General features: G+C 67.2%; 23 protein-coding genes, 1 tRNA gene and 2 pseudogenes. 15 read left to right on the forward strand and 11 right to left on the reverse strand.

The genetic code is table 11. The features are described 5' to 3' along the window. Nucleotides 1-6: 6 nt before the first annotated feature. The gene (gene fadD8, locus ABDV69_RS06835) at nucleotides 7-1608 is read right to left on the reverse strand and encodes a fatty-acid--CoA ligase FadD8 (RefSeq protein ID WP_343572775.1); all 1602 of its coding nucleotides are present in this window, start codon (nucleotides 1606-1608) and stop codon (nucleotides 7-9) included. A gap of 122 nt (nucleotides 1609-1730) precedes the next feature. Between fadD8 and ABDV69_RS06840 the strand changes: the two genes are divergently transcribed. The 6 genes and pseudogenes from ABDV69_RS06840 (at nucleotide 1731) to ABDV69_RS06865 (ending at nucleotide 7454) form a co-directional block, all read left to right on the forward strand. Then, complete coding sequence (locus ABDV69_RS06840; RefSeq protein ID WP_343572810.1) at nucleotides 1731-2699, forward strand: o-succinylbenzoate synthase; 969 nt, start codon at nucleotides 1731-1733, stop codon at nucleotides 2697-2699. Between the two features lie 10 nt (nucleotides 2700-2709). Next, entirely contained in the window at nucleotides 2710-3249 is a 540-nt protein-coding gene (locus ABDV69_RS06845; protein WP_343572776.1) for a hypothetical protein, read from the forward strand. Between the two features lie 122 nt (nucleotides 3250-3371). Beyond that, nucleotides 3372-4086: pseudogene (locus tag ABDV69_RS06850) on the forward strand (DJ-1/PfpI family protein). A gap of 337 nt (nucleotides 4087-4423) precedes the next feature. Continuing rightward, nucleotides 4424-5212, forward strand: coding sequence for an alpha/beta hydrolase (locus ABDV69_RS06855; protein WP_343572812.1), 789 nt, complete (start codon nucleotides 4424-4426; stop codon nucleotides 5210-5212). Nucleotides 5213-5286: 74 nt separating this feature from the next. After that, the gene (gene menD / locus ABDV69_RS06860) at nucleotides 5287-6915 is read left to right on the forward strand and encodes a 2-succinyl-5-enolpyruvyl-6-hydroxy-3-cyclohexene-1-carboxylic-acid synthase (RefSeq protein WP_343572777.1); all 1629 of its coding nucleotides are present in this window, start codon (nucleotides 5287-5289) and stop codon (nucleotides 6913-6915) included. A 44-nt stretch (nucleotides 6916-6959) separates the two neighbouring features. Then, nucleotides 6960-7454 (forward strand): DUF3592 domain-containing protein, encoded by a 495-nt coding sequence (locus ABDV69_RS06865; RefSeq protein ID WP_343572813.1) that lies wholly within the window; start codon nucleotides 6960-6962, stop codon nucleotides 7452-7454. On the opposite strand, the gene ABDV69_RS06870 is transcribed toward ABDV69_RS06865, so the two are convergent. Continuing rightward, nucleotides 7418-8047 carry a thioredoxin domain-containing protein gene (locus ABDV69_RS06870; RefSeq protein ID WP_343572778.1) on the reverse strand — a complete coding sequence of 210 codons (630 nt, stop codon included), beginning with the start codon at nucleotides 8045-8047 and terminating at the stop codon, nucleotides 7418-7420. The genes ABDV69_RS06865 and ABDV69_RS06870 overlap by 37 nt on opposite strands. 85 nt (nucleotides 8048-8132) lie before the next feature. On the opposite strand from ABDV69_RS06870, the gene ABDV69_RS06875 reads away from it, so the two are divergent. Continuing rightward, on the forward strand, nucleotides 8133-9287 hold the full coding sequence (locus ABDV69_RS06875; RefSeq protein WP_343572779.1) for a glycosyltransferase family 1 protein: 1155 nt from the start codon (nucleotides 8133-8135) through the stop codon (nucleotides 9285-9287). Between the two features lie 64 nt (nucleotides 9288-9351). Next, nucleotides 9352-10056: a demethylmenaquinone methyltransferase gene (locus tag ABDV69_RS06880; RefSeq protein ID WP_343572780.1), complete on the forward strand. Its 705-nt coding sequence runs from the start codon at nucleotides 9352-9354 to the stop codon at nucleotides 10054-10056. Here the strand turns inward: ABDV69_RS06880 and menJ are convergent. Then, nucleotides 10049-11275 carry a menaquinone reductase gene (gene menJ / locus ABDV69_RS06885; protein ID WP_343572781.1) on the reverse strand — a complete coding sequence of 409 codons (1227 nt, stop codon included), beginning with the start codon at nucleotides 11273-11275 and terminating at the stop codon, nucleotides 10049-10051. The two genes, ABDV69_RS06880 and menJ, sit on opposite strands and share 8 nt — an antisense overlap. 15 nt (nucleotides 11276-11290) lie before the next feature. Here menJ and grcC1 point away from each other — a divergent pair, with 15 nt between their 5' ends. Continuing rightward, the gene (grcC1, locus tag ABDV69_RS06890) at nucleotides 11291-12298 is read left to right on the forward strand and encodes a nonaprenyl/(2E,6E)-farnesyl/geranylgeranyl diphosphat synthase (RefSeq protein ID WP_343572782.1); all 1008 of its coding nucleotides are present in this window, start codon (nucleotides 11291-11293) and stop codon (nucleotides 12296-12298) included. A 76-nt stretch (nucleotides 12299-12374) separates the two neighbouring features. Then, entirely contained in the window at nucleotides 12375-13241 is an 867-nt protein-coding gene (gene htpX / locus ABDV69_RS06895; RefSeq protein WP_343572783.1) for a zinc metalloprotease HtpX, read from the forward strand. A gap of 12 nt (nucleotides 13242-13253) precedes the next feature. Here htpX and ABDV69_RS06900 read toward each other — a convergent pair whose 3' ends face one another. The 5 genes from ABDV69_RS06900 to ABDV69_RS06920 form a co-directional block, all read right to left on the reverse strand. After that, nucleotides 13254-14276 (reverse strand): NAD(P)H-dependent glycerol-3-phosphate dehydrogenase, encoded by a 1023-nt coding sequence (locus ABDV69_RS06900; RefSeq protein WP_343572784.1) that lies wholly within the window; start codon nucleotides 14274-14276, stop codon nucleotides 13254-13256. Between the two features lie 56 nt (nucleotides 14277-14332). After that, nucleotides 14333-15805 carry an NAD(P)/FAD-dependent oxidoreductase gene (locus tag ABDV69_RS06905; RefSeq protein WP_343572786.1) on the reverse strand — a complete coding sequence of 491 codons (1473 nt, stop codon included), beginning with the start codon at nucleotides 15803-15805 and terminating at the stop codon, nucleotides 14333-14335. An 80-nt stretch (nucleotides 15806-15885) separates the two neighbouring features. Then, nucleotides 15886-16500 carry an RES family NAD+ phosphorylase gene (locus ABDV69_RS06910; RefSeq protein ID WP_343572788.1) on the reverse strand — a complete coding sequence of 205 codons (615 nt, stop codon included), beginning with the start codon at nucleotides 16498-16500 and terminating at the stop codon, nucleotides 15886-15888. Continuing rightward, on the reverse strand, nucleotides 16497-17003 hold the full coding sequence (locus tag ABDV69_RS06915) for a hypothetical protein (RefSeq protein ID WP_343572789.1): 507 nt from the start codon (nucleotides 17001-17003) through the stop codon (nucleotides 16497-16499). The genes ABDV69_RS06910 and ABDV69_RS06915 overlap by 4 nt, the downstream gene beginning before the upstream one ends. A 57-nt stretch (nucleotides 17004-17060) precedes the next feature. Beyond that, complete coding sequence (locus tag ABDV69_RS06920; RefSeq protein WP_343572790.1) at nucleotides 17061-17552, reverse strand: YajQ family cyclic di-GMP-binding protein; 492 nt, start codon at nucleotides 17550-17552, stop codon at nucleotides 17061-17063. Nucleotides 17553-17633: 81 nt separating this feature from the next. On the opposite strand from ABDV69_RS06920, the gene ABDV69_RS06925 reads away from it, so the two are divergent. Next, a tRNA-Tyr gene (locus ABDV69_RS06925) sits at nucleotides 17634-17716 on the forward strand. Nucleotides 17717-17770: 54 nt separating this feature from the next. On the opposite strand, the gene ABDV69_RS06930 is transcribed toward ABDV69_RS06925, so the two are convergent. Then, nucleotides 17771-18460 (reverse strand): TetR/AcrR family transcriptional regulator, encoded by a 690-nt coding sequence (locus tag ABDV69_RS06930; RefSeq protein WP_343572791.1) that lies wholly within the window; start codon nucleotides 18458-18460, stop codon nucleotides 17771-17773. 107 nt (nucleotides 18461-18567) lie between these two features. Here ABDV69_RS06930 and ABDV69_RS06935 point away from each other — a divergent pair, with 107 nt between their 5' ends. Next, nucleotides 18568-19203, forward strand: coding sequence for a DNA-binding response regulator (locus ABDV69_RS06935; protein ID WP_343572792.1), 636 nt, complete (start codon nucleotides 18568-18570; stop codon nucleotides 19201-19203). Between the two features lie 45 nt (nucleotides 19204-19248). On the opposite strand, the gene ABDV69_RS06940 is transcribed toward ABDV69_RS06935, so the two are convergent. After that, nucleotides 19249-19914, reverse strand: coding sequence for a nitroreductase family protein (locus ABDV69_RS06940; protein ID WP_343572815.1), 666 nt, complete (start codon nucleotides 19912-19914; stop codon nucleotides 19249-19251). Nucleotides 19915-20098: 184 nt separating this feature from the next. Between ABDV69_RS06940 and ABDV69_RS06945 the strand changes: the two genes are divergently transcribed. Genes ABDV69_RS06945 through ABDV69_RS06955 form a run of 3 tightly spaced genes read left to right on the forward strand, consistent with a single transcriptional unit; the run spans nucleotide 20099 to nucleotide 22937 of the window. Beyond that, nucleotides 20099-20824: a potassium channel family protein gene (locus tag ABDV69_RS06945; protein WP_343572793.1), complete on the forward strand. Its 726-nt coding sequence runs from the start codon at nucleotides 20099-20101 to the stop codon at nucleotides 20822-20824. Next, nucleotides 20821-21882, forward strand: coding sequence for a galactose-1-phosphate uridylyltransferase (galT, locus tag ABDV69_RS06950; protein ID WP_343572794.1), 1062 nt, complete (start codon nucleotides 20821-20823; stop codon nucleotides 21880-21882). The genes ABDV69_RS06945 and galT overlap by 4 nt, the downstream gene beginning before the upstream one ends. Continuing rightward, nucleotides 21879-22937, forward strand: a complete 1059-nt coding sequence (locus ABDV69_RS06955; protein WP_343572795.1) for a galactokinase — start codon at nucleotides 21879-21881, stop codon at nucleotides 22935-22937. The genes galT and ABDV69_RS06955 overlap by 4 nt, the downstream gene beginning before the upstream one ends. An 81-nt stretch (nucleotides 22938-23018) precedes the next feature. On the opposite strand, the pseudogene ABDV69_RS06960 reads toward ABDV69_RS06955, so the two are convergent. Further along, nucleotides 23019-23363, reverse strand: a pseudogene (locus tag ABDV69_RS06960) (RES domain-containing protein); the annotation flags it as partial.

A 23363-nucleotide genomic window follows, 5' to 3' on the forward strand; every position in this document is an offset into this window, starting at 1 on the left:
ACGCACTTAGCCGACGGCCCGGCCGGCGCCCTCCCAGAACTGCGCCCGCACGGCCTTCTTGTCCGGCTTGCCCAGCCCAGTCAGCGGCAGCGCGTCGACGATCACCACTCGCTTGGGCGACTGCACCGAACCCTTGCGGTCCTTGACCGCGGCCTGCACCTCCGCGATCATCGCCTCGATCGCGGCGTCGTCGCGGGCCGCGTCGGAGCGCAGCACCACCACCGCAGTGACGGCCTCGCCCCACTTGTCGTCGGGCGCGCCGACCACGCAGACCTGGGCCACCGACGGGTGTTCGGCGATCACGTCCTCCACCTCGCGCGGGAAGACGTTGAAGCCGCCGGTCACGATCATGTCCTTGACCCGGTCGACGATGAAGTAGAAGCCGTCCTCGTCTTCGCGGGCCATGTCGCCGGTGTGTAGCCAGCCGCCTTTAAAAGTGGACGAGGTGGCTTCCGGCAGATGCCAGTAGCCGCCGGCCAAAAGTGGTCCGCTGACACAGATTTCGCCGGGCTCACCCTGCGGCACCGGCGTGCCGTCAGCACCCAACAACGCCACCCGCGCGAACAGCGTGGGGCGCCCGCAGGACGTCAGCCGCTTCTCGTCGTGGTCGGCCTTGGCCAGGTAGGTGATCGCCATCGGCGCCTCGGATTGCCCGTAGTACTGCGCGAAGATCGGGCCGAACCGCTTGATGGCCTCGGCCAGGCGGACCGGGTTGATCGCCGAGGCGCCGTAGTAGACGGTCTCCAGCGACGACAGGTCCCGGGTTTTCGAGTCCGGGTGGTCCAGCAGCGCGTACAGCATCGACGGAACCAGCATGGTCGCGGTAATGCGTTGTTTCTCAATGACTTTCAGCACCTCGGCCGGGTCGAACCGGCCCAGCACCACCATCTCGCCGCCCTTGACCACGGTCGGGGTGAAGAACGCGGCACCGGCGTGGGAGAGCGGCGTGCACATCAAAAACCGCGGGTGCTCCGGCCACTCCCACTCGGCGAGCTGGATCTGCGTCATCGTGGCGATGTTCCCGGTGGTGCCGATGACACCCTTGGGCTTGCCCGTCGTCCCACCGGTGTAGGTCAGGCCGCCGATGTGATTGGGCGGCAGATCGGCGACGGTGATCGGCTGCGGCGGGTAGTTCGCGGCCTCGGCGTTCAGGTCGACCGCAACATCTTTGAGTTGTTCGGGGACCGGGCCGATGGTCAGGATCTGCTTGAGCGAGTCGACCTTGTCCAGCAGACCGAGTGCGCGCTTGACGAACATCGGGTTGGGGTCGATGATCAGCGCGGTCGCGCCGGCGTCGGAGAGCACGTAGGCGTGGTCGTCCAGCGAGCCCAGCGGATGCAGCGCGGTGCGGCGGTAGCCCTGAGTTTGGCTGGCGCCGAGGATCATCAGCACCTCGGGGCGATTGAGCGCGAGCAGGCCGACGGTGACACCGGTGCCGGCGTTCAGCGCGTCGAACGCCTGGATGTATTGGCTGATCCGCTCGGCCAGCTGACCACCGGTGAGTGTGGTGTCGCCGAGGAACAGCACCGGCCGGTTCTTGTGGCGCTTGAGTGCGCCAACCAGCAGGTGGCCGTTGTGGGTCGGGTTGCGCAGCAGCTCGTCACTCATAGGGCCACACTAGAACGTGTTCCAATTTGTGTCAGCGACGCCCTGCTATCACTAGTATTTCCATGCATGACCGCCGCGGACATCGTCGTCGGGCGATCCGATCGTGAGCAACCGGGAAAGGTCTGTGCGCGGTGATGCCGGCCCTGGACGATGTTCTCGACCGCCTGCATGTGGTGGCGCTGCCGATGCGGGTGCGCTTCCGCGGCCTTGTCACCCGCGAGCTGGCCTTGATCGACGGCCCCGCCGGCTGGGGTGAATTCGGCGCCTTTGGCGAATACGACCACCCCGAGGCCGCGCACTGGCTGGCCGCCGCGCTCGACTCGTCCTACCGGCCGGCGCCGTCGCCGCGGCGAGACCGCATCGCCATCAATGCCACCGTCCCGGCCGTCCCCGCCGCGCAGGTGCCGGAAATCCTCGCCCGCTTCCCCGGCGCGGGCACCGCGAAGGTGAAGGTGGCCGAACCCGGGCAGACGCTGGCTGACGACGTCGCCCGGGTCGACGCCGTCCGAGCGCTGATCCCCGCCGTGCGCGTTGACGCCAATGGCGCCTGGACTCCTGCGCAGGCGGTCGAGGCCGCCAAGGCGCTCGGGCCGCTGGAGTACATCGAGCAGCCCTGCGCCACCGTCGCCGAGCTCGCGCTGGTGCGCCGTCAGGTCGACGTGCCGATCGCGGCCGACGAGAGCATCCGCAAAGCAAGTGACCCGCTGGCCGTGGTCCGCGCCGGCGCCGCCGATGTCGCGGTGCTGAAAGTTGCCCCGCTGGGTGGTATTTCGGCGTTACTGGCGATCGCCGCGCAGATCGACATCCCGGTGGTGGTTTCCAGCGCGCTGGATTCGGCGGTGGGGATCGGCGTCGGCCTGGGCGCCGCAGCGGCTTTGCCCGAACTTCGGCATGCCTGCGGTCTGGGCACCGGCCGGTTGTTCGTCGAGGACGTCGCCGAACCGGTCGTTATGGTCGACGGCTATCTGCCGGTCGGCCCGGTCACTCCCGACCCGGCGCGGCTGCAGGCGCTGGCCGCGCCGGCGCGGCGACGGCAGTGCTGGATCGACCGGGTCAGGGCCTGCTACCCGCTGCTGTCCTGGGTGCCGTAGCGTGCGCCGGGTGAGCGGATCAAGAGATTGGCGGAGTTGGGACGCTGCCGGGCTGCGGATCGTATTCGGCATCATCTGGTCGGTTGACGCCTGGCTGAAGTGGCAACCCGGTTTCCGCGCCACCTTTCTGCCGAACATGATCAGTACCGCCGACGCCGAGCCGCACTGGATCAAGTGGTGGTTCGATTTCGTTGTCGCGCTGGAGCGTTCGGCGCCGGCAGTATTCGTCTACATCGGTGCGGTCACCGAGACGGTGCTGGCGATCACGTTGCTTCTCGGCTTCGCCCGCCGCGCCGTTTTCGTCGGCGGCGCGCTGTATGCCCTGATGATCTGGTGCACCGCAGATGGTTTCGGCGCGCCGTACGGTCCGGGCGCCACCGACATCGGTCCGGGCATCATCTACGCGATGGTTTTCCTGGCCCTGCTGGTCATGCTCGAACACGGCCACAGCAGTCACCTCACCCTGGATGCCGCGATCGTTCGCCGCTATCCGCAGTGGTCCCGGCTCTCCGGACCGCTGGACCGGGGTGGCGGTGCGACGCGGCGCTGATCGAGTCGCTCGGCGTCGGGCTGGGCCGCCTTCGGCGTGCAGACCTCGGCCTCCTACGCTGTCCTGATTTGTGGGGTGCATGGCGTGGACGACACGGGGTCTGATCGCCCACACTGACTGCTATGACGCGCAAAGTCCTGATTGTCGGGTTTCCCGGCCTGCAATCGCTCGATCTGGTCGGACCGTTCGAGGTGTTCGCCACGGCGTCGCAGGTGCTGGCCGCGCAGGGCAAGGACGGTTACGCGCCGGAGCGCCAGCCTGGTTATCGGCGCCACCCACTCCTTCGACGAAACTCCCTCGCCGGACGTGATTTTGGTGCCGGGCGGACTGACCTCCGTCGAACACGCCCGCGACGAGAAACTGCTGGACTGGGTGCGCACCGCGCACCGGACCGCGACCTGGACGACGTCGGTGTGCTCGGGTTCGCTCATCCTGGCCGCCACCGGTTTGCTGGACGGCAAACGCGCCACCTCGCACTGGAGCGTGCTCGCCCTGCTGAAAACGTTGGGCGTCAACGCTGTTGGTGACGAACGGGTGGTGCACGAGGGGAACATCGTCAGCAGCGCCGGGGTGTCGGCCGGCATCGACCTGGCGTTGTGGCTGGCCGGCCAGATCGGTGGCGAAGAACGCGCGAAGGCCATCCAGCTGGGCATCGAATACGATCCGCAGCCACCGTTCGACTCCGGCCACATGTCCAAGGCGTCCGCGAGAACCAAGGCGACTGCCACCGCGTTGCTGGCGCGCGACGTCGCCATCCCGGCAACACTCAGCGCCGGCGCGCAGTTGCTGTGGGATCGCGCGCTGGGCGCGGTGCGGTCGAAGGCAGTCCGCGGATAATCGCCGCGGTGAGCGCGTTGCGCACGTCGCTTCTGCCACAGCAGCCCCAGGCCGGGGAGGGGTACCCATTGTGCCCACCTTCGAGCGAATTGACTCGGGCGAGCGTGGAATTCGCTCGAAGGTGGGCAAAACGGATACCCACCACCTCGTGGTGCTGGTGAGACTGGTGTTACCTGGCAGCGGAGCCGGAGCGGGCCTAGCCGGCGATCGCGTCGATGACCGCGTCGGGTTCGTCCATCGAGACGAAGGTCCGCGCACCCGCTGCCAACTCCACGCGGCGGGTTGCCAAATGCTGCCAAATGCTGCCAACGCCGCGCTGTCGCGTAGGTTCGTCGTCGTGATCAACCTGGCTTATGACGACAACGGGACGGGGGAACCCGTCCTCTTCATCGCCGGACGCGGTGGACTCGGACGCACCTGGCATCTTCATCAGGTCAAACCGTTCCTGGACGCCGGCTACCGCGTCATCACTTTCGACAACCGCGGGGTCGGTGCGACGTCGAGCGCCGACGGTTTCACCACCGAGAGCATGGTCGCCGACACCGCGGCGCTGATCGAGTCGCTCGGCGTCGTTCCGGTGCGCATCGTGGCCGTGTCGATGGGTTCCTTCATCGCTCAGGAGCTGATGATGGCCCGGCCCGAGCTGGTGAGCCAGGCGGTGCTGATGGCCACTCGCGGCCGGCTGGACAAGGCGCGCGACTTCTTCCGGACCGCCGAGGACGAGCTGGCCGCCTCCGGCGTGCAGATCCCGACCTCCTACGACGCGAAAATCCGTCTGCTGGAGAGCTTTTCACCCAAGACCCTCAGCAACGACGAGGTCGTCTCGGACTGGATCGGCATGTTCAACATCTGGCCGGTCAAGATCACACCGGGCCTGATTCGTCAAGGCTGGGTCTCGCCGCAGGGCAACCGGCTGCCGGCCTACCAGGGCATCACGACGCCGGTGCTGGTCATCGGTTTCGCCGACGACGTGGTGACGCCGCCGCACCTGGGCAAAGAGGTCGCCGACGCCATCCCCGGGGCCAGATATCAGCAGATCGCCGACACCGGCCACCTCGGCTTCCTGGAACGGCCCGAGATCGTCAACGCCGCGGCGCTGGCATTCTTCGCCAGCATGGGGTGCTGAGCCGCTGGATCCGATTGTCGGGCTCCACGGCTGACCCTGCGGGTCCGCATCGTCGCCCCACGTAGGCTGATCTGGTGAATCCCTCGACGGCACAGGCCCGCGTCGTCGTCGACGAACTGATCCGCGGCGGGGTTCGCGACGTGGTGCTGTGCCCGGGCTCGCGCAACGCCCCGCTGGCGTTTGCCCTGCAGGACGCTGACCGGGCTGGCCGATTGCGGCTGCACGTCCGCATCGACGAGCGGACCGCGGGATTCCTGGCCGTCGGCCTGGCCACCGCCGCGGGCTCTCCGGTCTGCGTGGCGATGACGTCCGGCACTGCGGTGGCCAACCTCGGCCCAGCCGTGGTCGAGGCGAACTACGCGCGGGTGCCGCTGATCGTGCTGTCGGCCAACCGGCCCTACGAGATGCTCGGCACCGGTGCCAACCAGACGATGGAGCAGCTGGGCTACTTCGGCACCCAGGTGCGCGCCGCCATCAGCCTCGGGCTCGCCGAGGACACTCCCGAACGGATGGCCGCGCTCAACGCGACCTGGCGCTCGGCCACCTGTCGAGTGTTGGTGGCCGCCAATGGTTCTCGCACCGCCAACGCGGGCCCGGTGCAGTTCGACATCCCGCTGCGCGAGCCGCTGGTGCCCGACCCCGAGCCGGGGCCGGTCCCGCCCGGACGGCCCGACGGCAGGCCGTGGACCTACACCCCGAAGGTCACCTTCGACCAGCCGCTGGACATCGACCTGAGCCTGGACACCGTCGTCATCGCCGGCCACGGCGCCGGTGAGCAGCCGGAGCTGGCCGCGCTGCCGACCGTCGCCGAGCCCACCGCACCGGCCGCCGCCAACCCGTTGCATCCGCTGGCGCTGCCCCGGCTGCGCCCGCAGCAGGTGATCATGCTGGGTCGGCCCACGCTGCACCGGCAGGTGTCGACGCTGCTGGCGGATCCGGCGGTGCCGGTGTACGCGCTGACCACCGGTCCGCGCTGGCCCGACGTCTCGGGCAACTCACAGGCCACCGGCACCCGCGCCGTCACCGCCGGCTCGCCGAACCCGGCTTGGCTGAGCCGTTGCGCCGTGCTCAACAGCCGCGCCGTCGCTGCGGTGCGCGAGCAACTCGCCGCGCACCCGTTGACCACCGGGCTGCACGTGGCCGCCGCCGTCTCCGGCGCGTTGCGCCCCGGCGACCAGCTGGTGCTCGGCGCGTCCAACCCGGTGCGCGATGTGGCCCTGGTCAGCCTGCACCCACGCGGCATCAAGGTGCGCTCCAACCGCGGTGTCGCCGGCATCGACGGGACGGTGTCGACGGCGATCGGCGCGGCTCTGGCGCACGACCCGACCGGCGGCCGAACGGTCGCGCTGATCGGCGACCTGACCTTCGTCCACGACAGCTCCGGTCTGCTGATCGGGCCGACCGAGCCGGTACCCGCCGACCTGACCATCGTGGTGTCCAACGACAACGGCGGCGGCATCTTCGAACTGCTCGAGCAGGGCGACCCGCGGTTCTCCGACGTCTCGGCCCGGGTGTTCGGCACCCCGCACGATGTCGACGTCGGCGCGCTGTGCCGGGCGTATCACATCGACAGCCGCCAAATCGAGCTCGACGAGCTGGGCACCGCACTCGAGGAGCCGGCGGCCGGTATGCGGGTGCTGGAGGTCAAAGCGGACCGGTCGTCACTGCGGCAGCTGCACGCCGCCATCAAGGCCGCTCTGTGACGCGTCGGGCCGCCGCCCTCACCACGCCCGCCACCTGGGCGCGCATCCTCATTCACGGCCGCAGCGGCGAATTTCCGGCCACCCGTGGGCATCACGTGGTGCGGCTGGCACGCATCACGGTGCTGATCATCGCCGCACTGTTGACGTTGCAGTCGCTGCTGTTGGTGGCCGGCGCTGTGCGCGATGACTTTGCGATTCAACACAATATGGGTGTCGCGGAGGCCGAGGTGCTCGACGCGGGCCCGCGCCGCTCGACCATCGAGTTCGTCACCCCGGACCGGACCACTTACCGGCCCGAGCTCGGTGTGCTTTATCCGTCCGAATTGGCAACGGGCATGCGTATTTACGTGGAGTACGACAAACGCAATCCCAATTTGGTTCGGGTGCAACACCGTAACGCCAGGCTGGCGATCATCCCGGCGGGGTCCATCGCCGTCGTGGGTTGGTTGGTCGCCGCGGCGATGTTGGCCGGTTTGGCGTGGATAGACAAGCGACTGGACCGTCAGCTGGCCAACGCGTCCAGCCAGCCCGGGTCTTGAGTGTCGACAACGCTTCTGGTGTTCAGGTTGTAGATCGTCGGGGTGCCCGGGTTGGCCGGGTTCTCATCCTTCAGGCGTGCCTTGTTCGCATCGCCCACCGCGAGGGCATCCACCGCGTCGTCGCCGGCCGCGATCCGGTCGGCCACCACGTCGGGCAGCCCGCTGTCGCGGGCCATCGCCGCGACAGCCTCGTTGGTCGGGCCGTCTTTGCTCTGGTGGTGGTAAAGGTCTTGCACGAAGGCCTGATATGCCGTCGGCGACGTCGCCGGGTCGGCCGCCAGCAACAGCGCGTCGACCAACCGGGTGGACACGTCGTTGTGATGCCGGGCGTTCAGGAACGTCAGCCACCGATAGGTGATCGCCAGCCGGCCGCCGGCCACCGCGGCGGCCAGCTTGTCCCCGTCGGTCGCTTCCATCTCCGCGCAGTACGGGCATTGGGGTTCGCAGAAGATCTCCAACTGCACCGGGGCGATCCACGACCCGACCAGGACGCCGTCGCCGTCGAGGGTGCGCGGGACGTCGGCGCGCGCAGTGGCGGTGGTGAACATCACCAAAATCAGAGCCGTCGGCAATAACCCCAGGCAGGACCGCATTGTCAGACTCCCCTTTGGGTCAGAGTTCGTGTTGCGTACGCCAGTCGGTAACCATATCGACAGGCGCCGCTGCCACCGTGGTGGTGTGCGAGTAGCGATTGTCGCGGAATCCTTTCTCCCGCACGTCAACGGCGTGAGCAACTCGGTGATCCGAACACTCGAGCATCTGCGCCGCACCGGCCATGAGGCCCTTGTCATCGCTCCCGACACGCCGCACGGCGAGGGACCCGCGGATCGTATCTACGACGGTATCCGGGTGCACCGGGTGCCGTCCTGGATGTTCCCGAAGGTGACCACCTTGCCGCTGGGCCTGCCGCTGCCGCGAATCCTGCGGGTGATGCGCGGATTCGAACCCGACGTGGTGCATTTGGCCTCGCCCGCCCTGCTGGGGTGGGGCGGTGTGAAGGCGGCCCGGCGACTCGGAGTGCCGACCGTCGCGGTGTACCAGACCGATGTACCGGGCTTCGCTGCCAGCTACGGCATCGGCGCAGGCGAGCGGGCGGCGTGGGCGTGGTTCCGCCACCTGCACAAGCTGGCCGACCGCACCTTGGCTCCGTCCACCGCGACAATGGAATCGCTTATCGCACATGGCATTCCGCGGGTACACAAGTGGGCGCGCGGCGTGGATATGATCGGCTACGCTCCGTCGGCCCGCGACCAGGCGCTGCGCCGGCAGTGGTCCCCGGACGGCAAGCCGATCGTGGGCTTCGTCGGCCGGCTCGCGCCGGAGAAGCATGTCGAGCGGCTCACCTCGCTGGCCGCATCCGGCGATGTGCAAGTCGTCATCGTCGGCGACGGGGTCGACCGGGCCAAGCTCCAATCGGCAATGTCCACGGCCGTTTTCACCGGCGCGCTGTACGGCGAAGAGCTGGCCAAGGCCTACGCCAGCATGGACGTCTTCGTGCACGCCGGCGAGCACGAGACGTTCTGCCAGGTGGTCCAGGAGGCGCTGGCGTCCGGGTTGCCGGTGATCGCTCCGGACGCGGGCGGGCCGCGCGACCTGGTGACGCCGTACCGCACCGGATTGCTGCTATCGGTCCGGGAATTCGAGGCTCAACTGCCCCAGGCCGTGGCGCACCTGGTGGACGAACGGCAACGCTACTCGGTGGCCGCCCGCAAGAGCATCCTCGACCGCAGCTGGCCCGCCATCTGCGACGAGCTGCTGGGCCACTACGAGGCCGTGCTGTCGCCGGTCGACCGCGCGCGCGTGGCGCGCCGGCAACACGCGCAGGGGCTGTGAACGGACCCGTCGACCCGGCATGCCCAGGCGGACTGACAGCGCGGGTACCGGTAGGTTCGACGATGTGAACCGCGCGACGCTGGACAAAGACCCCCGTGAGGTGGCGTCGATGTTCGACGGCGTCGCGCGCCGCTACGACATCACCAACACCGTGCTCTCGCTGGGCCAGGACCGGTACTGGCGGCGCGCCACCCGCAAGGCGCTGGACATCGAGCCGGGGGAGAAGGTGCTTGATCTGGCCGCGGGCACCGCGGTGTCGACGGTCGAGCTGGCCACCTCGGGGGCGTGGTGTGTGGCGACCGACTTCTCGGTCGGGATGCTCGGAGCCGGCCACGACCGCCTGGTTCCCAAGGTCGCCGGCGATGCGACCCAATTGCCGTTTGGCGACAACGTGTTTGACGCGGTGACGATCAGCTTTGGCTTGCGCAACGTCGCACAACGCGATGACGCGTTGCGTGAGATGGCCCGGGTGACGCGCCCCGGCGGGCGGCTGGTGGTGTGCGAATTCTCCACGCCCACAAACTCCTTGTTCGCCACGGCGTACAAGGAGTACCTGATGCAGGCCCTGCCGCGTGTCGCCCGCGCGGTGTCGAGCAATCCGGAAGCCTATGTCTACCTTGCGGAGTCGATTCGAGCGTGGCCTGACCAGTCGGATCTGGCGCACCAGATTTCGGCCGCCGGGTGGTCGGCGGTGCGGTGGCGCAACCTCACCGGTGGCATCGTCGCGCTGCACGCCGCGCATAAGGCGCACGAGAAACCAATCAGCTGAACGGCTTACGCCGATCCAACAACCGGGAAAGCCGACCGCTGCCGCGCCACCCCCGCGCCACCCAGTCGGCGTCCTCGTCGGTGACGAGGTTGCCCATCACCCGCACCGCAATACCCATCAGCGTCGACGAGCGCATCGCGATCGGTCCGGTCGCGGGCAGGAACCGCGGGAACGTCAGCAACAAGCCCAGTCGGCGGGCCACTGAAAACCCACGTCCGTAATGGGATTGCAGCACGTGTGGCCACGCTTTCGACAGGTCGCCGGAGCCGAGCATCTGCACCGCCAGCCGACCGGTTTCCAGCCCGTAGTCGATGCCCTCGCCGTTGAGCGGGTTGACGCACGCAGCGGCGTCACCGATCAGCATCCAGTTGTGACCCGCCACACCGGACACCGCGCCGCCCATCGGCAGCAGCGCCGAGGACATCGCACGGGGCTGGCCCTCGAAGGCCCACTCGTCGCGGCGCAGGTCGGTGTAATACGACATCAGCGGTCGCAGCGCCAGTTCGGCCGGCCGCTTGACCGTCGATAGCGCGCCGACGCCGATATTCACCTCGCCGTTGCCCAGCGGGAAGATCCAGCCGTAACCGGGTAGCACTGCGCCGTCGGGCGAGCGCAGCTCCAAATGCGAAGTGAGCCAGGGTTCGTCGCTGCGCGGCGTGCTCAGGTATCCGCGCGCCGCGATCCCGTACACCGTCTCCTGATGCCAGCGTCGGCCCAGCGCCCGACCCAGGGTCGAGCGGGCGCCGTCGGCGACGATCAGCTCGCGGCAGCCGACCTGGCTGCCGTCGGACAACCTCAAAGACGTAACTCGCCCCGACGAGTCATGCTGAGCGTCAACGGCTTTTACTCCGAGTCGCATGCGGGCGCCGGACTCTTCGGCGACTTTGCGGATCCGGTCGTCCAACTCGACGCGGGCCACCGCGCTGCTGGTCGACGGGAACGACCGGCCCGGCCATTCGACTTCGACCTCGCCGCCGAACCCGCTCATCCGCAATCCCCGGTGCCGGATCCGGGCATCGAGCCACTCGCCGAGTCCGAGGCGTTCGAGTTCGGCGACCGCGCGCGGCGTCAGCCCGTCGCCGCAGGCCTTGTCGCGCGGAAAGTTGGCCGCGTCGATCACCAGCACGTCGCGACCGGCTCGTGCGGCCCACGCGGCGGCTGCCGACCCGGCCGGTCCGGCGCCCACGACCACCACGTCGGCATGGGAGTCCATGCTCACCAGTATGTTGGTCGGGTGAGGACTCCGGCGACAGTGGTAGCGGGCGTGGATTTTGGGGACGCCGAATTTGCCGCCAGCGTGCGCTCTCGCGTGGCCCGCATCGAGCAACTGATGGAAACCGAGCTGCGCGGCTCAGACGACCTGATGACAGACGCCGTGCTGCACCTGTTCGAAGCCGGCGGCAAGCGGTTCCGGCCGCTGTTCGCGGTGCTGTCCGCGCAACTGGGCCCGGACCCGGACAGTGGGGACGTGGCGATCGCCGGCGCGGTCATCGAGCTGGTGCACCTGGCCACGCTGTACCACGACGACGTGATGGACGAGGCGCAAGTGCGCCGCGGCGCACCCAGCGCCAACCTGCGGTGGAACAACAACGTTGCGATCCTGGCAGGTGACTACCTGTTCGCCACGGCGTCCCGGCTGGTCTCGCGGCTGGGCCCGGACGCGGTGCGGATCATCGCCGAAACCTTCGCCAAGCTGGTCACCGGGCAGATGCGCGAAACCCAAGGGGCGGCCGACAAAGCCGACCCGATCGCGCACTACCTCAAGGTGGTCCATGAGAAGACGGCCTGCCTGATCGGAGCGGCCGGCCGATTCGGAGCGATGTTCTCCGGCGCCGACGCCGACCAGACCGAGCGGCTCAGTCGACTCGGTGACCTGGTCGGCACGGCGTTCCAGATCTCCGACGACATCATCGACATCGACAGCGACCCCGACGAGTCCGGCAAGCTGCCCGGCACCGACCTGCGCGAGGGTGTGCACACGCTGCCGGTGCTCTACGCGCTGAACGACACCGGACCCGATGCCGACCGGCTGCGCGAGCTGCTGGCCGGGCCGATCGACGACGACGCGGCGCTGGCCGAGGCGCTCGGGTTACTGCGGGCCTCAGCCGGGATGGCCAAGGCCAAGGAGACGGTCGCGCAGTACGCGGCCCAGGCCCGTGCAGAACTCGCCGCGCTGCCCGAAGGCCCAGGACGCAATGCGCTCGCGACGCTGGTCGACTACACGATCCACCGACAAGGCTAGCTTTGCGGAACTCCGCGGCTGATTCGCGGCGTTACATGATCAGAACCCGGCTCTCGTTAGTCCTAGGAGGACGTAGATGACCTGGCATCCGCATCACAACACGGCGAAGACGTTCGCGTTGCTGGTTGGCATGTCGGCACTGATCGTCTTTGTCGGCAGCTTGTTCGGCCGTGGCGTGATGTTCGTCGCCGTACTGTTCGCCGTCGGCATGAACATCTACACGTACTTCAACAGCGACAAACTGGCGCTGCGGGCGATGCACGCGCAGCCGGTGTCCGAAGTGCAGCAGCCGGTGATCTACCGGATCGTGCGCGAGCTGGCCACCGCCGCCCACCAGCCGATGCCACGGCTGTATATCAGCGACACCCCCGCGCCTAACGCGTTCGCCACCGGCCGCAACCCGCGCAACGCCGCGGTGTGCTGCACGACGGGGATCCTCAACATCCTCAACGAGCGTGAGTTGCGCGCGGTGCTGGGCCACGAGCTGTCACACGTCTACAACCGCGACATTCTGATTTCGTGTGTGGCCGGCGCGCTGGCGTCGGTGATCACCGCGCTGGCCAACATGGCGATGTTCGCCGGCATGATGGGCGGCAACAACCGTGAAAGTGGCAGCAATCCCTTTGCTTTGCTGCTGGTTTCGATGCTCGGGCCGATCGCCGCGATGGTGGTGAAAATGGCGGTGTCGCGGTCGCGCGAGTATCAGGCCGACGAGTCCGGCGCGATGCTGACCGGTGACCCGCTGGCGCTGGCGTCGGCGCTGCGCAAGATCTCCAGCGGGGTGCAGGCCGCGCCGCTGGCACCCGAGCCGCAGCTGGCCGCGCAGGCGCACCTGATGATCGCCAGCCCGTTCCGCGCGGGCGAGAAGATCGGCTCGCTGTTCTCCACCCACCCGCCGATCGAAGACCGGATCCGCCGGCTCGAGGACATGGCCGGCCGCTAGACATCCCGGCTTCTAGAAACCGGCGCCGTGCACCTCGTGGCCGGGGGTTTCGGCGGCCAATCCGCGGTACGCGTCCTCGACGGTCGCCCCGTGGTTGATCACACCGTCGACTTCCCGTGCGATCGGCATGTTCAGCCCGTACTTGTCGGCGAACTCCATGATCACGCTGGCGGCCTTGACGCCCTCGGCGACCTGGTTCATCGACGAGATGATCTCGCCGATGGTCTTGCCCGACCCCAGCTGCTCGCCGACGTGCCGGTTACGGCTGCGCTGGCTGGTGCAGGTGACGATCAGATCTCCCATGCCGGCCAGGCCGGCGAAGGTGTCGCGCTGCCCGCCCATCGCCTCGCCGAGCTTCGACATCTCGCTTACCGAGCGCGCGATCACCATGGCCCGGGTGTTCTCGCCGATCCCCAGCGAATAGCCCATCCCGACCGCGATCGCGTAGACGTTCTTCAGCGCTCCGGCCATCTCGACGCCCAGCACATCGTCGATGGTGTAGACACGAAAACGCTTGGTGCGGAACAGCTGTCCGAGTTGTGCGGCGAGGTGCTGGTCGGGCATCGCCAGCACCGCCGCGGCCGCGTAGCCCTCGGCGACCTCGCGGGCGATGTTGGGTCCGGCCAGGATGCCGGCCGGGTGGCCCGGCAGCACCTCGTCGACGATCTGCGACATCCGCATGTTGGTGCTCTGCTCGAGACCCTTGACCAACGACACCACCGGCACCCACGGTCGCAGTTCGGCCGCCAACTCGGTGAGCACCCCGCGGAATCCGTGCGACGGCACGCCCATCACCACCACGTCGGCACACTGCGCGGCCTCGGCGAAGTCGGTAGTGGCACGCAGGCTTTCGGAGAGGACGTGATCCTCGCCGAGGTATTTGGTGTTGCGGTGCTTCTCGTTGATCTCCTTGGCGGTCTCTTCCGAGCGCACCCATTGCAGCGTCGGCCCGCGGCGCGCACAGATGGACGCGACAGTGGTACCCCAGGAGCCCCCGCCCAAGACGACGACCTTTGGTTCACGCGTAGCTGCCATGTCGCTCAGCGTATTGCCGTTGCCCGTTCTTTACCGGCGGTTGACCAGATGAGGCCCTAACCGGTGAGCGCGGACTTCTGCTCGGCGCGGCCGAACACCATGGCCTCTTCGATCCGGTCGAACCGGTAGTCGATCGCGTCGGCAAAGTAGTTCTGCCGCACGTTCCACGGCCGCTTGATCCCCGACTTCGGCAGCGCGTGCGGTGCGCGCAGCACGTAACCGGCCTGGAGGTCCCAGGCGGACTTTTCCGGCATCGGCTCATCCGCCAGATGCGGGTAGGCATGCGTGTAGCCGTGAGAGGTCATGTGGTCCAACAACTTCGCCGTCGCCCGCGCGGTAATGTCGGCGCGCAACGTCCACGACGCGTTGGTGTATCCGACGCACCAGAACAGATTCGGCACGTCCTCCAGCATGTGCGCCTTGTAGACGAACCGGTCCTGGGGCTTGACCTCCGCGCCGTCCATCGTCACCGCAACCCCGCCCAAGGCCTGCAGTTGCAGACCCGTCGCGGTGACGATCACGTCGGCGTCGAGATGCTTGCCGGATTTCAAAGCGATTCCGGTGGAATCGAAGTGGTCGATGTGATCGGTCACCACCTCGGCGCGGCCCTCGCCGATCGCGACGTAGAGGTCGGCATCGGGGATCAGGCACAGCCGCTGGTCCCACGGGTTGTAGCGCGGCTTGAAATGGGTGTCGACGTCGTAGCCCTTCGGCAGGTAGCGCACGGCGAGCCGGCGGATCCACCACTTCACGAAGCCCGGCGTCATGCGGGCCAGAAACCAGATCGCGCCCTCCATCAATGCATTGCTCTGCCTGGCAACCGAGTGGGCAAACCTGCGCGGCAACACTTTTCGAAGTGCATTCGTCGACCCGCTGACCTTGGAGGCCGAGAACAGATAGGTCGGCGAGCGCTGCAGCATGGTGACCTTGGTGGCCTTCTCTGCCAGCGACGGGATCAGCGACATCGCGGTCGCGCCGCTGCCGATCACCACGACTTTTCTGCCGCTGTAGTCGAGGTCCTCGGGCCAGTACTGCGGATGGACGACAGTGCCGTCGAAGTCGTTGAATCCGGGGAAGTCCGGGGTGTAGCCCTCGTCGTAGTTGTAGTAGCCGGACCCGAAGAACACGAAGCGGCCGCGGTAGGTCTTTTCGGTGCCGTTCTGCTCGGCGGTGACAGTCCAGGTGTCGGCCGAAGAGTCCCAATCCGCCGAGCGGACGTGGGTGTCGAACTGGATGTGTTGGTCGATCCCGTACTTGTGCGCGGTGGCCTTGAGGTACTCGCGGATGTCCCCGCCATCGGCCACCCGTTCCTCTTTGGTCCACGGCTCCCACGGGAAGCACAGCGTGAAGATGCTGCTGTCGGACCGCACGCCCGGGTAGCGGAACAGATCCCAGGTGCCGCCGATCTGCTCGCGGCGCTCCAGGATGACGTAGCTGGTGCCCGGATTGCGTTCGGTGATGCGGTAGGCCGCGCCCAAGCCCGAGATACCTGCTCCGATGATGATGATGTCGACATCGGTCGTGCTCATCCTGAACCTCGCTTCTCGGGCGGCAATGTGGGACTGATCACCACATTAGGCCATGGTCGAGATCGCGAGGGCGCTGCTGATTACGAGGTGGCAAGGAGTACGTCGATGTGCAGTGGTGCGCACAGGTCGATCAGCCAGATCTGGTCGGCGGGGCTGGCGAAGATGCGCGCGTGGGAGTGGTCTTGAGCGAACGCGTCAGCGCACTCGTCGCCGAAGAACACATACGCCTTGCTGTTGTTGCACAGCCGCGACATCCACACCATGCCGTCTACTCCGATCCCGTGCGCAGATTCGGCCCAATGCACGGTGTCCGGGTAGGTGGACGCAGGGCTTGACGTGACATCCTGTGGGCTCACCTGGAGGCGTCGTAACCCCATCCCGTGCAAGACAGCGAGCCGTAGTTCGCGGGTGACCTCGAGGCGGGCGAGTGCTTTCGCGGCGTATTGGTCGTAGGGCAAGTTGCCTCCTTCGACCGGGATGTCGTGCAACAGGGACTCGGCGACGGCCGCTTCTTCGGTGTCGGCGGCGTACATGATCGGCGCGACCGGCTTGCCGAAGAAACCGAACCGGGTCGCGGCGCCGACGCCGGGATTGAAGTCGGTGGCCGCGCGGACGTGGGTGAAGACGCGATACAGCAGATGCTTTTCGGGCAAGGTCTCGATCTCCGGCTGGAACGGGCTCGGTGGCCCTTTCACCACGAGACGGCCAGTGCGTCGGCCGCCACGGTGACGACTCGATCCGGGTCATCGGTCAGGTGGTCGACAGGTCGGTCCCCGTCGAGATACGTCGTCGGCGAACACAACCACTGCACAAGACCGGCCTCTGACCATTCATTGGCTTCCGCGGTCTCGCGCAGCCGGCCGATCACGGCGAGGGGCTGCCCGTCCGGACCGAACTGGAAACCCGGATAGACGAGGTGGTTACCGCGGCGCACGGCGACCAGCTGGTCGTTGCGGTGCGCGGTGGCGGCGAGATTGCGGGGAGCGCGAGACCGCGACCCCATGCGCTTGCCGGCCTCAGTGCTGGTCAGCAGACCGAACTCCGCCTCCATTCGCGCATAGAGGTTGTGCTCTGCCTGCACGGCCCGGGTGATGGCGGGCTCGGCGTACACGGCGACCGATGACAAGGCAGCGCCGACAGCCTGAGCGCTCTCGCGCACCCGCTGCGTTGCGATGACAATCTGTTCGACAGAGCTCATGCCGACTATTCTACATGCGAAACATGCGGTATTGGTTACTGCACGAACTGCACGCTGCTACCGGTAGTTCACGAACTGCAGCGCGACATCCAGGTCGGACTGCTTCAGCAACGCGATGACGGCCTGCAGGTCGTCGCGCTTCTTGCTAGTGACGCGGACCTCTTCGCCCTGGATCTGCGTCTTGACGGTCTTGGGGCCCTCGTCGCGGATCAGCTTGGTGATCTTCTTGGCGTTCTCGCTGCTGATGCCCTCTTTGAGGGTGCCAGTGACCTTGAACGTCTTGCCGGAGGCCTGCGGCTCGCCGGCGTCGAACGCCTTGAGGCTGATGTCGCGCCGGATCAGTTTTTCCTTGAACACGTCGACGGCGGCCTTGACCCGCTCCTCGGTGGAGCTGGTCAGCTCGATCGCCTCGTCCCCCTTCCAGGCGATCTTGGTGTCGGTGCCACGGAAGTCGTATCGGGTGCCGAGTTCCTTTGCGGCCTGGTTGAGCGCATTGTCGACCTCCTGCCGGTCGAGCTTGCTCACGACGTCGAACGATGAATCCGCCATCGGATCCGTCTCCTTCCATCGGCGTTGGCCGTTTGTTGTCCGCGTACATCTTCGTTGTAGGCTAGCTACCCGTACTACACCGGCAGATTGCCCGAGCGGCCAATGGGAGCGGACTGTAAATCCGTCGGCTAACGCCTACCCAGGTTCGAATCCTGGATCTGCCACCGAAGAGGTACCTGGCCCCGCAGCGGGAATTTCGAGCTGCGGGCCAGTCCCACTCACGGGCTCCGCGGCGCTATCTGTTCATGCGGCTCGATCTGAATCCCGGCCTTCAGCGGCGCGGTGTTCATCAACGACCACACCCATTCGGCGATTTGAGCGGTGAGTTCCTCGCGCGGCAGCGGCGCCGGGTCGTTGAGCCAATGCGTCACTGAGGCCTCGACGAAGCCGACCGCCCCGATGCTCAGCGGTACGGCAGGGCGCTCATCGATCCCGAGCGTGCGGTAGAACCTCGCGACCACCTCCGCGAGATTTTTGGCGACGGCGCGATTGACGTCGTGGATGGCCGCGACGCCGCGTGCGTCATCGCTGAGCGGATGGCGGCTCAGATACTCGTACAGGTTCGGGTGCTCCATGCGCCACCGCAGATGCATCGACACGGTGCCGGTAATCACCTGCATCGGGCTGGCTGGCCCATCCCACACCAGAGTTTGCTTGGCGGTGAGCATCTCGCCGGCTCGTCGGGCGATGCTCTGGTGCAGGTCGGCCGCGCCGTCGAAATATCGGTAGAGCTTCGTGCGTGTCACCCCGACGTGGTCGGCCACCTGCTCGGTTGATGCCTGCGGGCCGCAGTGGGCGATTGCCTCCAGCGCGGCCTCGACGAACTCCGCGCGACGCTTCTCCCGCTGACCCGACCAGCGGGCAGCCCGCCCGTCGACAGCCCGTTCTGACGGCGCAGTCGAATTCACGCTTTACACGGTACGCCTTGTCCCGCTAAACTTATAACCGGTACGCGGGGTACCGGCTATTGGAACTAGCGTCAGGGTGTCAGATGACTCGCATGGTCCCGCTGGTTGTGATCGACGACCACCCGATTGTTCACACCGGTGTCGTGCGCTGGGTCGCCGAAGCGTCCATCCCGACCGGCACCGTGCCGGCCTACCGTTCAGTGGCCGAATTCCTCGATGAGCACCCGCGCCACTCCGGCGCCGCAGAAGTGATCGTCTTCGACCCCGAACGTGGCGAGCAACGGCCCGACTACTGTGGCCTGCAACAGCTCTCTAAACTCAAATATCGTGTCGTCGCCTACTCGCGCATCTCCTCCGCCGAAATCATCCTGAAATGCCTGGACGCCGGCGCGGCGAACTACATCGTGAAGTCAGAAGCGCCAAAGCATCTCATCGAGGCGATCACGGCCGCTGAGCGCGGCAGCGCGTCTCGCGGACCGGTTGCCGAGGCGGCCGTGCGGGCCGCCCAACAATGTGGGCGCCCGGAACTCACCACGCAGGAGCGGCGTGTCCTTATCGAGTGGCTGCTCACCGACAACAAGGATTCGGTCAGCCGGAAGCTTCACATAGCGCCGAGCACGGTCAGAACCCATTTGCAGCGAATCCGACGGCGCTACAGCGAGATACAACGCCCGGCCCCGTCCAAAGCGGCATTGTTCGCCCGGGCCGTACAGGACGGGCTGATCGGCATCCACGACGTCTGAGTGGCCGTCTCGACGGCGCCGCGGTTCCGACCGCCCGTACGTCGACTAGCCCTCGAACGGCTCGCCGTCGAAGCGCTCCCGGGTGGCCAACTCGGCGACCCTGGCCCGCCGCAGTTTGGTGAGCTGCTTGGTCGGCTTGCCCAACGGCAGGAGAGCAGCAAGCGCGTATGTGTCTGGGACGCTGAGCAATTCGCGAACCCGCGGCTCCTCGGCCACCGCCATCGTCGAGATGGTGCCGCCGAAGCCCTCATTGCGCGCGGCCAGCAAGATGTTCCACACCAGTGGGTAGACCGACCCGCCACTGATCACGCCGATCCGGCCCAGGTGTTGATCCATCGCTGCGACAACCTCCAAGTTGACGCAGACCGCGAGCAGCACAGCGGCGTTGCGAAACGGAGCGGTGAATTGTGCCGGCACGTCGGTTGCGGCGATCTCCTCAGCCGTCGGCCCCGGCTTGTGCAACGGGTTCCAGGGACTTTCGCCGTTGACCAGCTGGGCGGCATACCGCCGCGCGCCCGTCATCGACAGCTCGGCCAGCGACTCCCGGGTCGCGCGGTCGCGGATCACGATCACCCGCGTGCCCTGACGGTTGCCGCCGCTGGGCGCAAACCGCGCGTTGTCGAGAATCCGCTCCAGCACGTCGTCGGGCAGGGGGTCGTCGGTGTACTCGCGCACAGCGAACGTCGTGCGCATGACGTCATAAAGGTCCACGACCCCATACTGGACCGCGCGGGCAGCCACCGTCCATGTCGTGGGGTGACTCCGCCCGGCCACTTCCTCCAGGTGGCGGCCCGAGAACCGGAATTTCGGAACATTCTGCAACCCACTCGACGAGATCACCAGGCGGTTTTCGAGTTCCTCGACAGCAGCCCAACGCAACCACGACACTGGCGGGGTGCGTAGCGAAGCTAACTTGCAGCGGTTCGAGCGATATGCCGAGTGGCCTCTGGCCGCGGGCGCCTTCGTATTCCTGGCGTTGTTCTCGGTTGAGGTGCTTCTCCAGCCGCGCGGGGTGGAGAGGCGCATGCTCTGGGCGATCGACTGGTCCATCTGGGGCATGTTCATCCTGGACTACCTGGCGCGGCTTTACCTCACCCCGACCAGGTGGCGTTGGTTCACCCATCACCTGTTGGACTTGGCGATCGTGACGCTGCCGATGCTGCGGCCACTTCGCTTGGTGCGCCTGCTGATTCTGATCGAGCTGATGCAGCGCGCGGTCGGCAATGCCTTCCGCGGCCGCATCGTCGTCTACGCCGTGTCCGGTGTGCTGCTGCTGATCTACACGGCGTCGCTGGCGGTGTTCGACGAGGAGCGCTATCTGCCCGGTACGAAAATCAACTCGTTCGGCATTGCGATCTGGTGGTCGATCACCACGGTGACCACCGTCGGCTACGGAGACGTCTACCCGATCACCAACGCCGGCCGCGTCATCGCTGTCCTGCTGATGATCGGCGGCATCGGCCTGGTCGGCGTCGTCACCGCGGCCCTGGCGTCCTGGATCATCGAGCGGGTGGCGGAGGAGGAGACCGTCCTGCAGGCAGCTACCGTTCGCCACATCGAGGAGCTGCGCTCCGAGATCCGCGCGTTGGGGCGAGAACTGCACCAAGATGGGACCCGATGAGCACGCGAACGACGCTGGCCGATGGCCGCGAGCTGTTGTTCTTTGCACTCCCCGGGCGTACCCCGGCGCCGGTTGTCGATCGTCGTCCGCTGCCGCCATTCGAGCCAGGACAGTCGCAGCTGAGATTCGATCGGGCCACCGGGCAGTGGGTGATCATCGCCGCGCGCCGCCAGGACCGCACCTATAAGCCGCCCCCCGACCAATGTCCGCTGTGCCCCGGGCCGACCGGATCAACCAGTGAGGTACCGGCACCGGACTACGACGTGGTCGTCTTCGAAAACCGTTTCCCGTCGTTGTCCGGTGCGGGATCGTGTGCAGCAGCGCCGGCCGGCTTCGTGCCGCAACCGGGGGTCGGCCGGTGCGAGGTGATCTGCTTTTCCAGCAACCACACCGGATCTTTTGCCGAGCTGCCGCCGGCGCACGCCCGGCTGGTGGTGGACGCGTGGCGGGAGAGGACCGACGCGTTGCTGGCGTTGCCGGGTGTAGAGCAAGTGTTCTGCTTCGAGAACCGGGGCGAAGAGATCGGCGTGACGCTGGCGCACCCGCACGGCCAGATCTACGGCTACTCGTATCTGCCCCCGCGGACCGCGGCGATGATGGCGCAGGCCGCTAAGCACAAGGGCGGCAACCTGTTTGCCGACCTGCTGGCCGACGAGATCGCCGACGGCAGTCGGATCGTGGCCCGCACCGACCTGTTCACCGCGTTCGTACCGTTCGCGGCGCGCTGGCCGGTCGAGGTGCACATCTACCCGAACCGCTTCGTGCACAACCTCATCGAACTCACTGATGCCGAGTTGGACGACTTCGCGTCGATGTACCTGGATGTGCTGCGCCGCTTCGACCGGATGTATTCCGGCCCGCTGCCCTATATTTCGGCACTGCACCAATACGACGGCACTCCTCAGTTGAGGGACGGCTACTTCCACGTCGAGCTGATGTCGATCCGGCGCAGCGCGACGGCGCTGAAGTATCTGGCCGCCTCGGAGTCCGCGATGGACGCCTTCATCACCGACGTGGTGCCCGAAGCAGTGGCCGCGCGGTTGCGGGGCCTCGCGTGACGATCCGCTATTCGGCACCCGGGCGGATCAACCTGATCGGCGAGCACACCGACTACAACCTCGGCTGGTCGCTGCCGATCGCGCTGCCGCAGCGCACGTTTGTGACGTTCGAGCCGTCGGACGCCGACGCGCTGACCGTGTCCAGCGATCTTGCTGACGGTTCCGTGCGAATCCCGTTGACCACCCGGCCCGGTGAGGTGACGGGCTGGGCGGCCTACGTGGCCGGCGTGGTGTGGGCCTTGCGTTCTGCCGGGCATCCGGTGCCCGGTGGATCCATAGCGATCACCAGCGAGGTCGAGATGGGGTCGGGTTTGTCGTCCTCGGCGGCGCTGGAATGCGCGGTGCTGGGTGCTTTGTGCCCGCACATCGACCGGCTGGACCAGGCGCGGCTGGCCCAGCGTGCGGAGAACGAATACGTGGGTGCGCCAACGGGTTTACTCGATCAGATTTCGTCGCTGTTCGGTGCGGCGGCGACGGCGCTGCTGATCGACTTCCGGGGGCTGAGCGTGACGCCGGTCGGGTTCGACCCGTCGTCGTCCGGTGTCGAGTTGCTGCTGATCGACTCACGGGAGCGGCACGGCCATGTCGGCGGTGAGTATGCCGCGCGCCGACTGTCATGCCAGCGGGCCGCCGCGGATATCGGCGTGGTGTCGCTGCGGGAGGTTGCGGACCTTTGCGCCCTCGACAAGGTCGCCGATCCCGTCGACGCCCGCCGCGCCCGCCACGTGCTGACCGAGAACCAGCGGGTCTTTGATTTCGTTGCCGCACTGGGTGATTCGGACTACGTAGCGGCCGGCCGGATCTTCACCGCCTCGCATGAGTCGATGCGCGACGACTTCGCCATCACGACACCGCAGATCGACCTGATCGCGGGCGCCGCGGTCGAGGCGGGGGCGCTGGGTGCCCGGATGACCGGCGGAGGATTCGGCGGCTGCGTGATCGCTCTGGTGCTGGCCGACCGCGTCCCGGCCGTCAGCGACGCGGTGAAAGCCGCCGCCCACAACCAACCGGTGATCACCCGGACCTACGCCGCCGACGGCGCATCCGCCACATGAGTAACAGCGAAGGCGGGCACAAAGGCGCATGGTCAGGTCATGGTGCAGGAGTGAAAACCCATCGCCAGGGGGCGCAATGATTCACGGTAGCTCCCAGCCGACGGTGAAGCCGTGCCGCAAGATCAGCTCGGTGAGCACATCGGTCCTCGCGGCCAGCGGCCACGACTCGGCGGTGAACGGCTCGAGTGCGAAGAACGCGTAGTTGACCGAGGTCTCCGGCGTCGTTCGCGGGCGGTAGATCACCGCATCCAGTGCATCGGTGGTGGGCCACCAGCGATGCACGGCGTCGGCGAGCCGCTGGCAGCTGGCCCACACGTCGTCGTGTTGTCCGGTGCTGATCTGGTCGTCGACGCCGAGCACGTCGAGGTTGGCCTCGGTGCGCAGGTCGAGGACCCGCAGATGCCGGGCGGCGACCAGTCGGACTAG

Origin of the sequence: Mycobacterium sp., from assembly GCF_039583785.1 — a bacterium.
In the GTDB taxonomy this organism is placed as follows: Bacteria; Actinomycetota; Actinomycetes; order Mycobacteriales; family Mycobacteriaceae; genus Mycobacterium.